This window comes from Sphingomonas sp. BK235, assembly GCF_004345855.1.
Taxonomy (GTDB): domain Bacteria; phylum Pseudomonadota; class Alphaproteobacteria; order Sphingomonadales; family Sphingomonadaceae; genus Sphingomonas.
Genome location: NZ_SLXN01000002.1, coordinates 62,228 through 74,699, shown reverse-complemented (window position 1 = coordinate 74,699; position 12,472 = coordinate 62,228). Strand labels below are relative to the sequence as shown.

Annotated in this window: 11 protein-coding genes and 1 pseudogene; 7 read left to right on the top strand and 5 right to left on the bottom strand. The window is 71.2% G+C overall.

Annotated elements, in window-relative coordinates; translation table 11 throughout:
• Positions 1-92: 92 nt before the first annotated feature.
• Positions 93-1,577, top strand: coding sequence for a carboxylesterase family protein (locus tag EV292_RS05865; protein ID WP_165927033.1), 1,485 nt, complete (start codon positions 93-95; stop codon positions 1,575-1,577).
• Complete coding sequence (locus tag EV292_RS05860) at positions 1,574-2,293, top strand: GDSL-type esterase/lipase family protein (protein ID WP_243693637.1); 720 nt, start codon at positions 1,574-1,576, stop codon at positions 2,291-2,293. Before EV292_RS05865 ends, EV292_RS05860 begins: the two co-directional genes overlap by 4 nt.
• Positions 2,294-2,566: 273 nt before the next feature.
• Here EV292_RS05860 and EV292_RS05855 read toward each other — a convergent pair whose 3' ends face one another.
• Genes EV292_RS05855 through EV292_RS05845 form a run of 3 tightly spaced genes read right to left on the bottom strand, consistent with a single transcriptional unit; the run spans position 2,567 to position 4,508 of the window.
• On the bottom strand, positions 2,567-2,764 hold the full coding sequence (locus tag EV292_RS05855; protein ID WP_132908283.1) for a hypothetical protein: 198 nt from the start codon (positions 2,762-2,764) through the stop codon (positions 2,567-2,569).
• Positions 2,761-3,909, bottom strand: coding sequence for a tRNA guanosine(34) transglycosylase Tgt (gene tgt, locus EV292_RS05850; RefSeq protein WP_132908282.1), 1,149 nt, complete (start codon positions 3,907-3,909; stop codon positions 2,761-2,763). The genes EV292_RS05855 and tgt overlap by 4 nt, the downstream gene beginning before the upstream one ends.
• Entirely contained in the window at positions 3,906-4,508 is a 603-nt protein-coding gene (locus EV292_RS05845) for an EF-hand domain-containing protein (protein WP_243693636.1), read from the bottom strand. Before EV292_RS05845 ends, tgt begins: the two co-directional genes overlap by 4 nt.
• A 264-nt stretch (positions 4,509-4,772) precedes the next feature.
• Between EV292_RS05845 and EV292_RS05840 the strand changes: the two genes are divergently transcribed.
• The 3 genes and pseudogenes from EV292_RS05840 to EV292_RS05830 form a co-directional block, all read left to right on the top strand.
• A complete protein-coding gene (locus tag EV292_RS05840; protein WP_132908281.1) occupies positions 4,773-5,966 on the top strand; it encodes a carbohydrate porin in 1,194 nt (397 codons plus the stop codon).
• 179 nt (positions 5,967-6,145) lie between these two features.
• Positions 6,146-7,642: an alpha-N-arabinofuranosidase gene (locus tag EV292_RS05835; RefSeq protein ID WP_207913376.1), complete on the top strand. Its 1,497-nt coding sequence runs from the start codon at positions 6,146-6,148 to the stop codon at positions 7,640-7,642.
• Positions 7,643-7,707: 65 nt separating this feature from the next.
• Positions 7,708-8,700: pseudogene (locus tag EV292_RS05830) on the top strand (glycoside hydrolase family 43 protein); the annotation flags it as partial.
• A gap of 337 nt (positions 8,701-9,037) precedes the next feature.
• On the opposite strand, the gene EV292_RS05825 reads toward EV292_RS05830, so the two are convergent.
• Both EV292_RS05825 and EV292_RS23330 read right to left on the bottom strand, forming a co-directional pair.
• Entirely contained in the window at positions 9,038-9,865 is an 828-nt protein-coding gene (locus EV292_RS05825; protein ID WP_132908279.1) for an endonuclease/exonuclease/phosphatase family protein, read from the bottom strand.
• Positions 9,866-10,140: 275 nt separating this feature from the next.
• Positions 10,141-10,959, bottom strand: coding sequence for a cold-shock protein (locus EV292_RS23330; RefSeq protein WP_132908278.1), 819 nt, complete (start codon positions 10,957-10,959; stop codon positions 10,141-10,143).
• 265 nt (positions 10,960-11,224) lie between these two features.
• On the opposite strand from EV292_RS23330, the gene EV292_RS05815 reads away from it, so the two are divergent.
• On the top strand, positions 11,225-11,845 hold the full coding sequence (locus EV292_RS05815; RefSeq protein WP_132908277.1) for a ribonuclease D: 621 nt from the start codon (positions 11,225-11,227) through the stop codon (positions 11,843-11,845).
• Positions 11,838-12,470, top strand: coding sequence for an LPS export ABC transporter periplasmic protein LptC (lptC, locus tag EV292_RS05810; RefSeq protein ID WP_132908276.1), 633 nt, complete (start codon positions 11,838-11,840; stop codon positions 12,468-12,470). Before EV292_RS05815 ends, lptC begins: the two co-directional genes overlap by 8 nt.
• Positions 12,471-12,472: the final 2 nt, after the last annotated feature.

Sequence of the window (12,472 nt, the reverse complement as noted above, 5' to 3'; positions counted from 1 at the left end):
GAGCCGCGGATGTGCGGAACGGTGGATCCCGGACCAAGTCCGGGATGACGGAGGTGGGGGTCGGGCGCGCTTTGCCATCCGCCACAGACATTGTGTTCCTGCGCACGCAGGAACCCAGCGCCGCGAACGCCGGCGCGCGTGACCCTGGGTTCCTGCGTCCGCAGGAGCACGCGGGCAGCGCCGCCCCCGTTGCGCGCACCAGCCTGGGCAACGTGCGCGGCACCAACGCTGGCGGACACCTCGTCTTCCGCGGTCTCCCCTATGCCGCGCCGCCGCTCGGCCCGCGCCGTTTCGCCCCACCGGCGCCGCCCGCGCGCTGGCCGGGCATCCGCGACGCCGCGGCGCCGGCCCCCGCCTGCACCCAGCAGGACTACAGCTGGAACCGCGCCGATCACCTCCACCAGTCGGAGGACTGCCTGACGCTCGACGTCGGCACCGAGTCGCTCACCGGCCGTCGCCCTGTCCTCGTCTGGATCCACGGCGGCGCCAATTACGCCGGCTCGCCCGGCGACATGGCCGAGTCGCCGATCGTCGCGCGCGGCATCGTCATGGTCGGCGTGCGCTACCGGCTCGGTGCGCTCGGCTTCCTCCACCACCGTAGCGCTGGCGGCGGCAACCTCGCGACGCAGGACCAGATCGCGGCGCTGCGCTGGGTCCGCGAGAATATCGCGCGCTTCGGCGGCGACCCCGAGCGCGTGACGATCGCGGGCGAGAGCGCGGGCGCGCAGAACGTCGGGCTGCTCGTCGCCGCGCCCGGCGCACGCGGGCTGTTCCACCGCGCCATCATGGAGAGCGGCACGCCGGGCTTCGGCTTGCCGTGGCGCTCGCGCGAGGAGGCGCTGCGGCTCGGCGATCAGGTCGACGACGCGCTCGGCGCGCGCGGTGACGCGGCCGCGATGCGCTCGGTCGCGGCCTGGCCGCTGCTCGTCGCGGGCGAGACGACGCACGACCAATTGCTCACCGACGACAGCTATCGCTGGCTGCGCACCACCGTCGACGGCACCGTCTTCCCCGAGGCGCCCGACCGGTTGCTCGCCGCGGCGCCGGGCGTCGATGTGCTGATCGGCACCAACCGGATCGAGCTCGACCTGCCCGGCGGGCACACCCGCCGCGACGCCTTCGTCGCGCTGAGCTATCCCGGCCACGAGGCGGAGGCGCGGCGCTTCTACCGGCTCGACCAGCCCGAGCCGCGCGCCGACCCGGCCGATCGCGACGGCACGCGCGACCAGCGCATCGCCACCGACGCGACCTTCCGCTGCCCGGCGCAGCGCTTCGCCGCGACGATGCGGGAGCGCGGCGGCAAGGTGTGGCGCTACCTGTTCGACGGCAGCGCCACCGGCGCGCCGACCCGCCACGCGCTCGAGATCCCGTTCATCTACGCCGACCAGCCGCTCGGCCGGCTTCACCTCATCGACTATTGGGCCAATTTCGTGAAGACGGGCGACCCGAACGGCGCCGACCTGCCAGGCTGGCCCGCGGCCGACGCGGCGCAGACCTATCTGGCGCTCGATGCCGCGGGCGCACGCGCCGCGACGCCGCCCGCCGAGGACATATGCCGCTGGGGAGACTCGCTGTGATCGATCGACGTTCCGCGCTGCTGGGAGTCGCTGGCGGGATCGCCGCCGGGGCGCTCGCCGCCCCCGCCGCCGCGGCGGACGAGGCCGCCGAGCGCCGGCTCCACGAGGACTGGCCGTGGCTCGGCCGCTACGCCGCGGACAACCGCCGGCTGATCGACGCGCGCGCGAAGACCGGCATCGTCTTCCTCGGCGACTCGATCACCGAGGGCTGGAGCAGCAAGCGGCCGGGCTTCTTCACGCCGGGGCGCGTGAACCGCGGCATCGGCGGGCAGACCACGCCGCAGATGGTGCTGCGCATGATGGCCGACGTGGTCGCGCTGCGCCCGCGCGCGCTCCACCTGATGGCGGGCACCAACGACATCGCGGGCAACACCGGGCCGATGACGCCGCAGCAGACGCGCGACAACGTCACCGCGATGATCCAGCTAGCGCGCGCCAATCGTATCGAGGTGCTGCTCGGCTCGATCCCGCCCGCGGCGAACTTCCCATGGCGGCCGGGGCTGGAGACGGTGGCGCCGATCCGCGCGTTCAACGCCTGGGCCCGCGAGGCCGCGCCGCGGCTGGGCGCGCGCTTCGTCGATTACACGCCCGTGCTGGCGGATGCGGCAGGCGGGATGCGCGCGGGGCTGGCCTATGACGGCGTTCACCCGACCGAGCGGGGCTATGACGCGATGGCCACGGTGATCGAGCCGGTGCTGCGGGGCATGAAGCTGTAGCGGCGCCGCCGCCCTCATCGCGCCTGCGTTGATCGGCGGAGGTGCTCGGTCGCCCTCCGCCGCACGACTCGAGCGACCAGTGCGTTCGTCACCCGTCATCCCGGCCTTGAGCCGGGATCCATGTCTCCGCAGAAGCATCGCGAGCCGGGAGTGCGGAGCGATGGATGCCGGATCAAGTCCGGCATGACGGTGAGAGGTCGACCGCCGTCGCTCGTCTCGCGCGAAGTGAGCTGCGGGGGCGCTAGGCGCGTTTCCGCCTCCTAAGGCCGGTCGCTATTTCTCGTCGCGCCGCGCGTTGGCGAACAGCACCGCCGCCGCCACCGCGGCCGAGCCGATCCCCGCCGCCAGCCACGTCTTGCCGCCCTGCCAGCGGCGGTCGCGGCTCTTCTGCGCCGCCTTGCCCGCGCCGGCTTCCTCGTGCGCCTTGGCGGCGGCCACTTCGGCGAGAATCTCGTTGGGTTGGTCGCTCATCGGGTCTCTCCTTTGCCCGCGCCATAACGCGCGCGGAACGCGTTGGCGAACGTCGCCAGCACGCCCTGCGCGATCGCCGCGCGCAGGTCCGCCATCAACGCCTCGTAGAAGGCGATATTATGTTCGGTCATCAGCATCGCGCCGAGGATCTCGCCGCTGCGCACCAGATGGTGGAGATAGGCGCGGGTCCATGTCGCGCACACCGCGCAGCCGCAGTCGGGGTCGAGCGGCGCCTGGTCCTCGTTGAAGCGCGCGTTGCGGATGTTGATCGGGCCGTCGCGCGTGAACGCCTGGCCGGTGCGCCCCGAGCGGGTCGGCATCACGCAGTCGAACATGTCGACCCCGCGCTCGACCGCGCCGACGATGTCGTCGGGCTTGCCCACGCCCATCAGGTAGCGCGGCTTGTCGACGGGAAGCTGCGCCGGTGCATAGTCGAGGCAGCCGAACATCGCTTCCTGTCCCTCGCCGACCGCGAGTCCGCCGATCGCATAGCCGTCGAAGCCGATGTCGACCAGCGCGTCGGCCGAGGCGCGGCGCAGCGCCTGATCGAGCGCGCCCTGCTGAATGCCGAAGATCGCATTGTGCTCGGCATGCGCGCCGCCGCCGTCGAAGGCGGCGCGGCTGCGCTGGGCCCAGCGCATCGATCGCTCCATCGCCGCGGCCTGCACCTCGCGCGTCGATGTGGTGGGGACCAGCTCGTCGAACGCCATCACGATGTTCGAGCCGAGCAGCCGCTGGATCTCGATCGAGCGCTCGGGCGTGATCAGGTGGCGCGTACCGTCGAGGTGCGAGGCGAAGGCGACGCCCTCCTCCGAGCGCTTGGTCAGCTCGCTCAGGCTCATCACCTGATAGCCGCCCGAGTCGGTCAGGATCGGCCGCTCCCAGCCCATGAAGGCGTGGAGCCCGCCGAGCCGCGCCACCCGCTCGGCGCCGGGGCGGAGCATGAGGTGATAGGTGTTGCCGAGGATGATGTCGGCGCCGGCGCGCTCGACGTCGGCGGGCTTCATCGCCTTCACCGTCGCGGCGGTGCCGACCGGCATGAACGCGGGGGTGCGAATGTCGCCGCGCTCCATCCGGATCGTGCCGGTGCGCGCGGCGCCGTCGGTGGCGTGGACCGTGAAGGCGAAGCGCGGGGCGGCGCTCATCGCGCGCGCTCGGTCAGATCGTCGCGGTCGGCGGGCGGCGGCCCGCGGCGCTCACTGTCTCTGGGCTTCTCGCCCTTCTCGCCCTTGCCGTCCTTCTTGCCGGGCGGCCGGCGCCCAGCGGTGGGGCCCTGCGCGTCGACCGGCATGGTGCGATAGGTCAGCAGCTCGGCGCGGCTGACGAGATGGTCGCCGTCGCGGTCGTAGCGCGCGAACAGCCGCGAGAAATGATCCTCCAACTCGTCGAGCGACACCGCGTCGTCGTCGTTGCGATCCACCTCATAGGGGCTGGGCAGCGCGTGCTGGTCGCCGAGGAAGCGCTTGGCCCAGTCGGAGAAGGCGAGGTAGCGCAGCGTGCCGGTCTTCGCGGTGTCGATCGCCTCGAACGAGCGGCGCACGCCCTCCTCCAGCTCGGCGCGATCCACCATCGCGTCGCCGTTCGAGTCGAAGGTGGCGATCATCATCGCCACCGGCTCGGCGACGAGCGTGGCGGGGGTCTGCGGCGCGGCGGGCAGCGGGGCGCGCACGGTGACGGTCTCGCCCTCCTGCGGCGGGGCGGTCGGCGACTGCGCGGCGGCGAGGAGCAGGGCGAACACGAACATGCCGCCGTCCGTGGCAGAAGCCGCGACGCGGGCCAAGGGGGGAGGGCGGAAGCGTCGGCCCAGCGGCCGGTCAGCGCCGTCGACTCCGGCGCGCCCGCGCCGCGCCACTCGCCGGGGAGCGCGGGACGGCCCCGCTGCGTGGCGGCGGCGCCGCTCCCGCGCGCCAGCGCCGGGACGGGAAGATGGCGCGTGGGTCATCGCCCCCTGTTCGCCCCAAGCCGGCTCGGCTAAGCGCCGCCCGCGCCACGGGGAGCGGAGTTCGACATGGGGGCCAGATCGCCGCGGCGCGTCCTGCCGCTCGTCGCGCTGATGCTGGCCGCCACGCCGGCGCATGCGCAGGACGAGCGCCCGACCGGTTATCCGCGCTCGGCCAACGAACGCCACGCGGCGCCGGTCACGCTCTCCGCGGTCTACACCGTCGACCTCGCCGCGGATGTCGCGGGCGGCCGCGCGCGCGGCGCGCGATACCTCGACAATCTCGATCTCCAGGCCGCCTTCGACCTCGACCGGCTGGTCGGCTGGCACGGTGCGCGGGCCTTCGGCTATGTCATCCGCGACAATGGCACCAGCCTCTCGGCGCTGAGCGGCGACGCGCAGGGCGTGTCGAACATCGAGACCCTTGTCCCCGCCACGCGGCTGTTCGAGGCCTGGGTCGAGCAGGCCGTCGGCGCGCATGGCTCGCTCAAGGCGGGGCTCTACAATCTCAACGCCGAGTTCGACACGACCGTCAGCGGCGGGCTGTTCCGCCTGTCGTCGCATGGGATCGGGCCGGAGCTGGCGCAATCGGGGCGGCGCGGCCCGTCGATCTTCCCGGTGACCGCGCTGGCGCTGCGCGGCGAGGTCGCGGTCGGCGCGCATTGGCTGTTCCATGCCGCGGTGCTCGACGGCGTGCCCGGCGACCCCGCGCACCCGCGTGCCACCGCGGTGCGGATCGGGCACGGCGATGGCGCGCTGCTGGTGAGCGAAGCGGCGTGGCTCGACCGCGCGACCAAGCTGGCGGTGGGGAGCTGGCGCTACACCGCGCGCTTTCCGCAACGCGCGCTGCCCGGCGCGACGGGCACGGGCGATCGCGGCGTCTATATGCTCGCCGAGCGGCAGTTGGTGGGCGAGGAGCGCGGCGGCGCGGGGCTGTCGGGCTGGCTGCGCTATGGCATCGCCGACCGGCGCTACAATGCGGTCCGGCGCTATCTCGGCGGCGGGCTGGTGCGCACCGGCACGTGGCACGGCCGTGAGGACGACCAGCTCGGCGCCTCGTTCGCGTGCGCCTGGATCGGCGCGGCGGCCCCCGCGCCGCGCGGTGCGGCCGGCCGCGAGCTGATATTGGAGGGGGCGTATCGCTGGGTCGCCGGCAGTTGGCTCAGCGTCCAGCCCGACGCGCAATGGGTGATCGACCCGTCCGGCCGCCGCGACGTGCCCGACGCGCTGGTGCTCGCGCTGCGGCTCAAGGTGGGGCGATGACCCATGGTTGCGGAGCGGGCGGCAAAGTCGTTGCAAAGCCACCACCCGCTTCCTAATGTCCGAGTAATGCGGGAATGCCCGAACGGGCGCCCCGCCGACAACGGGAGGATGGGATGAAGGGACGTCTGTACGCGCTCACCGGCGCGCTGGTGCTGGCCGCGACCATGCCGGTGCAGGGGATGGCGCAGGAGCCGGCGCCGGCCACCGCGACCGCGACGGTCCACGGGGACCGCGCCGGGCCGACCTACGACCGGCGCATCTTCACCCAATTCGCCGAGCATCTCGGCAACGGCATCTATGGCGGCCTGTGGGTCGGCGACGATCGCAAGATCCCCAACACGCGCGGCTTCCGCAACGACGTGGTCGGCGCGCTCAAGGAACTGGCGGTGCCGGTGATCCGCTGGCCGGGCGGCTGTTTCGCCGACGAATATCATTGGCGCGAGGGGATCGGGCCGAAGAACAAGCGCCCGGTCAAGATCAACACCCATTGGGGCGGCGTCACCGAGCCCAACAGCGTGGGCACGCACGAGTTCATGGAGCTGAACGAGCAGATCGGCGCCGAGATCTACATCTCGGGCAACGTCGGCAACGGCACGCCGCAGGAAATGGCCGAGTGGGTCGAGTATATCACCTCGCCGGCCGGCTCGCTTGCGGACGAGCGTGCGAACAACGGCCGCAAGCAACCGTGGAAGCTGCCCTATTTCGGCATCGGCAACGAGCTGTGGGGCTGCGGCGGCAACATGAAGCCGGAATATGCCGCCGACGTGACGCGTCGTTATGCCACCTTCGTCAAGGCACCGGCCGGCACCAAGATCGAGAAGATCGCCTCCGGCGCGAACGGCGACGACTATAATTGGACCGAGGTGATGATGCGCGAGGCGGGCGACAAGCTCGACGGCCTCTCGCTCCATTATTACACCGTGCCCGGCGTCTGGGAGAAGAAGGGCTCGGCGATCGACTTCGACGAACGCGGCTGGGCGGAAGTCCTGTCGAAGACGTGGAAGATGGAAGAGCTGATTACCAAGCACAGCGCGATCATGAACAAATACGATCCGCAGAAGAAAGTGTATCTGGCGGTCGACGAATGGGGCACCTGGTACGATCAGGATCCCGGCACGCATCCCGGCTTCCTGCGCCAGCAGAACAGCCTGCGTGACGCGCTGGTCGCCGCGATCAACCTCAACATTTTCGCCAAGCACGCCGATCGCGTGAAGATGAGCGCGATCGCGCAGATGGTGAACGTGCTGCAGGCGATGATCCTCACCGACGGCAACAAGATGGTGCTGACGCCGACCTATCACGTCTTCCACATGTACAAGCCGTACATGGACGGCACGGTGCTGCCGATCGAGCTCAAGTCGCCGTGGTACAACAAGGACCAGTGGGTGATGCCCGCGGTCAGCGCCTCGGCGGTGCGCGACAAGGCCGGCGTGGTCCATGTCGCGCTCGCCAACGCCGATCCGGTCCGCGCGATCACGGTGCAGGCCGCGCTCGCCGGGCTCAACGCCAGCGGCGCGACCGGGCAGATCCTGACCGCGCCGGCGATCAACGCGATCAACACCTTCGATCAGCCCAACGCGGTCGTCCCCGCCGCCTTCACCGGCGCGCAGGTCGCGGGCGGACAGCTCAACGTGACGCTGCCGGCCAAGTCGGTCGTCATGCTGACGTTGCAGTGAGCGCGGACGGCGTGACCCTGCTCTCGCGCCGTCTCGTCCTCGCGGGCGGCGCGAGCGTCGCCGCGCTGCCCGCGCTGGCGCAGCGGCGGCGCGGCACGACGGCACCGGGGGCGGACACGATCGTCAACCCGCTGGTGCGCCAGCGTGCCGATGCGCAGGTGTTCCGCCATACCGACGGCTGGTATTACATGACCGGCTCGGTCCCCGAATATGACCGGCTGGTGTTGCGCCGCGCGCGCACGCTCGCCGGCCTCTCCACCGCGACCGAGCGCGTGCTGTGGCGGCACGAGAAGAGCGGGCCGAGGTCGGGCTTCCTGTGGGCGCCCGAGCTCCATCTGATCGACGGCACGTGGATCATGTATTTCGCCGCCGGCCCGAGTGGCGGCGGCGAGGACGTGTTCCGCATCCGCACCTATGCAATGGTGTGCGACGGCGCCGACCCGATGACGGGCGGGTGGAGGGTGCTGGGCGAGCTCGAGACCCCGTGGAACAGTTTCAACCTCGACTCGACCAGCTTCGTTCATCGCGGCACGCGCTATCTCGCCTGGGCGCAGCGTGAGCCGGGGATCGACACCAACTCCAATCTGTATCTCGCACCGCTCAAGACCCCGCTGACGCTCGCGGCCAGGCCTGCGCGGCTGTCGGTGCCCGAGCTCGACTGGGAGATCCGCGGCTTCAAGGTCAACGAGGCGCCCGCGCTGCTGGCGCGCAACGGCCGGTTGTTCATGACCTATTCGGCGAGCGCGACCGACGCGCGCTATTGCATGGGGATGCTGACCGCGCGCGACGATGCCGAGGTGATGGACCCGCGCAGCTGGACCAAGTCGCCGCGCCCGGTCTTCCAGACGTCGCGTGAGCATCGCATCTTCGGGCCGGGGCACAACAGCTTCACGGTCGACTCGCGCGGGCGCGACATGCTGGTGTTCCACGCGCGCGATGACGAGGCGATCAAGGGCGATCCGTTGTTCGATCCCAACCGCCACACGCGCGTCCAGCCGATCCGCTATGCCGCGGACGGCACGCCGCTGTTCGATCCGCCCGTGGCGAACGGGCCGCTCGCGCGCGGGTGATTGTCGCGGCGGCGGCATAAGCGCAAGTTTTGCCGCATATGTCCGAGTAAACGCGCTGGCCTACGTTACGCCGGGGCGGCTTCTGTCACCTGCTCGTCACCCACGGCTTCTGTTGTCGCGGCATGGCGAGGGCGAGGCGCTCGCTGGCGACGGCACGCCGTCTCCGTCGCGCGGCTGGGCGATGTCGGGCGCGGACACGCGGCGATCCTCCAGCGCGCGATCGCATCTGTCTCACCTCTGACGTGCAGCGGGTCGGCGCCCCGACACTCAGATCCAGCCCTCAGCGGGGACAGCGACGGCTGCCCATCGGGTAGCGCCGCTTCGCTTACCGCAGCAGCGTCACCGTCGCGGTGACCGGGAAATGGTCGGAGGGATAGACCCCGCCGGGACGATCGGTGACCACCGCCACCTTGCTCGCGCGCGCGCCGTCGAGGAAGATGTAATCGATCCGCTTGTCGGCGACTCCGGTGAAGTCGTGGAAGGTCTTGCCGCCCGGCCGCTGGCCCCAGGCATCGCTCATCGCCGCGGCGAGGCGGCGATGCGCCGCGCTGTCAGGCTCGGCGTTGAAGTCGCCCGTCAGCACCACGGGCAGCCCGCGCGCGATCGTCGGGATGCGCTCGAGCAGCAGCGCGGCGGCGCGGTCGCGCGCGGCATCGTCGCTGTCGCGATGCGCCAGATGCGTGTCGACCAGCAGGAAGCGTCGCTTGGGGTCGCGCTTCAGCGCGAACTCGCCCCAGCTCGCCATCCGCGGCAGGTCGGTGCCCCAGCTCTGGCTGCCGACCACCTCGGGCGTGTCGGAGAGCCAGAAATCGCCGTCGCGCACCAGCGTCAGCCGGTCGGTACGGTAGAGGATGCCCATATGCTCGTCGGCGTGGCCGCCCCTGCGATCGCGCCCGAACCAGCGATATTCAGGGAGCGCCGCGACCATGTCGTCGCCCTGGCGCTGGAGCAGTTCCTGCGTGCCGATCACGTCGGGGTGGACGCGGCGCAGCATCGCCACCGCGGCATCGCGGCGCGACGGCCAGGGCTGCGGCCCCTCGTCCGAGGCGTAGCGGACATTGTAGGTCATCACCTTGAGCGACGGCGCGCAGGCGCCGGTCAGCGCGACGAGCGCGAGCGCGGCGGCACGGGCGGGGCGAAGGCGTGTGATCATGGCAGAGCTCCCTTGCCGCCGCGATGGGCGAGCGCGCGCGCGAGGGCAAGTGCCTAGGGCGGTTCCATCCCGGCCGGATCGTGCTTCGGCGAACGCCGGAGCCCAGAGCCGCAGGAGTGACGCTCGTGGCTCTGGGCTCCTGCTGTCGCAGGAGCACCGCGCCGGTTCGCACCAGGTGGGCGATACGCCAAGGGCAACCGGCGTCATGCAGAAACGAGAACGGCCCGCCCGGCGAGGCCGGGCGGGCCGCTTCTGTCAGCCGATGGCCGAACCGATCAGCTCGACGAGGACAGGTTCACCGCGGCGTACTTGCCGCGACGATCGACCTCGATCTCGAACTGCAGCCGGTCGCCCTCGTTGAGCGTCGGCATGCCCGCACGCTCGACCGCCGAGATGTGGACGAAGGCGTCGGGCTGGCCGTCATCGCGCTGGATGAAGCCGAAGCCCTTCATGGCGTTGAAGAACTTTACCGTACCCGTGGCTTTCTCGCCGGTCAGCTGGCGCTGCGGCGCACCGCCGCCACGTGCGCCACCCGGGGCGCCACCGAAGCCACCCTCGCGCGGGGGGGCGCGATCGGTCACCGGCATCGGCTCGCCGTCGATCTTGAGATCGGTCGCCGAGATCCGGCCGCCACGATCCACCAGGGTGAAGCCGAGCGGCTGCCCCTCGGCCAGGCCGGCGAGGCCCGCCTGCTCCACCGCGGAGATGTGGACAAACACGTCCTCACCGCCGTCATCGCGCACGATGAAGCCGAAGCCCTTCTGCGCGTTGAAGAACTTAACGACGCCCGTGCCCTCGCCGACGACCTGCGGGGGCATGCCGCGACCGCCGCCGAAGCCACCACCACCACCGCCGCCGCCGAAGCCGCGACCACCGCCGCCGCCGCCGAACCCGCCGCCGCCGCCACCGAAGCCGCGACCACCGCCGCCGCCGCCGAAGCGGTCACCGCCGCCGCCGAAGCCGCCGCGATCCTCGAAGCCGAAGCCGCCGCCGCCGAAACCGCCGCCGAAGTCGTCACCGCCGCCGCCGAAACCGTCGCGCTTGTCGCGCCCACGCCCGCCGCGATTGCCGCGGCCGCCCTTGTCGTAACCCATAACCCTGTTCGTCTTCCCGGTCCGCCCGAACATTCTCAACGAGACCACGCGCAGGACGGCGAACGCGGTTCTCCGGGCGCAGGTCCTATTGCGCCGCATCACCTGTCATAGCCGATCAATTCCGCGCCGTCGAATCGTTGTGCGAGTCTTTTCTTTACCGGCGCGCCAGTCACTTGCTTCCTGTCGCGCGCGCGCCACCGTCCGTCGCAGACGCAACCGAACGAACGCGTTGAGCCCGCGCCGCCTCCCCGCTAGAGCCAGCCGCATGGCTGTTCATTTTCACGAGGAAGATCTGCCCGGCGACGTGTTCGCGCCGGGCGCTGCGATCGCGGTCGACACCGAGACGATGGGGCTGATCACCCCGCGCGACCGGCTCTGCCTGGTGCAATTGTCGGATGGTAGCGGCGACGAGCATCTCGTCCGCTTCAACCCCGGCAGCGACTATGCCGCGCCGGTGCTGCGCGCCGTGCTCGCCGATCCGGCGCGGGTGAAGCTGTATCATTTCGCGCGCTTCGACATCGCCGCGATCCGGCATTATCTCGGCGTCGTGGCGGCGCCGGTCTATTGCACCAAGACCGCGTCGCGGCTGGTGCGCACCTATACCGATCGCCACGGGCTGAAGGAGCTGGTGCGCGAGCTGCTCGGCCAGGACATCTCGAAGCAGCAGCAATCGTCCGACTGGGGCGGCCCCGAGCTGAGCGAGGCGCAGCGCGACTATGCCGCCTCCGACGTGCGCTTCCTCCACCGGCTGCGCGACGAGCTCGACCGGCGCCTCGCGCGCGAGGGGCGCACCGCGCTGGCGCAGGCGTGTTTCGACTTCCTGCCCGCGCGCGCCGAGCTCGACCTCGCCGGCTGGCCCGAGGTGGACATCTTCGCGCATGTCTGAGGTGGCGATCCGCACGCGCTCGGAGCGTCAGCGCTGGGCGCAGCCCGGCGGGCGCCACGATCGCCTGATCGCCACCGCCAACCGCGTGCTGCCGCTCTCGATCGGCGTGCTGTTCGCCTTTCTCGTGATGGCGCCGCTGACGATGGGGGGCGACGCCTCCTTCGTGCTCGACAAGAACCGCGTCGAGGTGGCGCGCGAGCGGCTCAAGATCCAGCAGGCGCGCTACCGCGGCACCGATACCAAGGGGCAACCCTTCGTGCTCTCCGCAGGATCGGCGCTGCAGAAGAGCTCGGCCGAGCCGGTGGTGGGGATCCGCGACCTCGCCGCCGCGATCCGCCTGTCCGACGGGCCGGCCGAGATGACCGCGCCGACCGGCCGCTACGACATGGACAGCGAGCAGGTGAACGTCGACGGGCCGATCAAGGTGCGCGGCCCGAACAATTATACGCTCGACACGACCGACGCGGTAGTCGACCTGAAGACGCGCAAGCTGCGCTCCACCGGCGCGGTGACGGGCACGGTGCGCCAGGGCGCGTTCCGCGGCGATCGCATGCGCGCCGATCTGGAGGCCCGTACGGTGACGATCGACGGCAATGCACGCTTGCGGATCGACCCGAGAAAATAGAA

What these genes read in the sequence shown, in the direction of transcription:
- EV292_RS05845 (WP_243693636.1), bottom strand. Translation starts at nt 4,508, where the DNA reads ATGTTCGTGTTCGCCCTGCTCCTCGCCGCCGCGCAGTCGCCGACCGCC.
- tgt (WP_132908282.1), bottom strand. Translation starts at nt 3,909, where the DNA reads ATGAGCGCCGCCCCGCGCTTCGCCTTCACGGTCCACGCCACCGACGGC.
- EV292_RS05840 (WP_132908281.1), top strand. Translation starts at nt 4,773, where the DNA reads ATGGGGGCCAGATCGCCGCGGCGCGTCCTGCCGCTCGTCGCGCTGATG.
- EV292_RS05825 (WP_132908279.1), bottom strand. Translation starts at nt 9,865, where the DNA reads ATGATCACACGCCTTCGCCCCGCCCGTGCCGCCGCGCTCGCGCTCGTC.
- EV292_RS05835 (WP_207913376.1), top strand. Translation starts at nt 6,146, where the DNA reads ATGGCGCAGGAGCCGGCGCCGGCCACCGCGACCGCGACGGTCCACGGG.
- EV292_RS23330 (WP_132908278.1), bottom strand. Translation starts at nt 10,959, where the DNA reads ATGGGTTACGACAAGGGCGGCCGCGGCAATCGCGGCGGGCGTGGGCGC.
- lptC (WP_132908276.1), top strand. Translation starts at nt 11,838, where the DNA reads ATGTCTGAGGTGGCGATCCGCACGCGCTCGGAGCGTCAGCGCTGGGCG.
- EV292_RS05855 (WP_132908283.1), bottom strand. Translation starts at nt 2,764, where the DNA reads ATGAGCGACCAACCCAACGAGATTCTCGCCGAAGTGGCCGCCGCCAAG.
- EV292_RS05815 (WP_132908277.1), top strand. Translation starts at nt 11,225, where the DNA reads ATGGCTGTTCATTTTCACGAGGAAGATCTGCCCGGCGACGTGTTCGCG.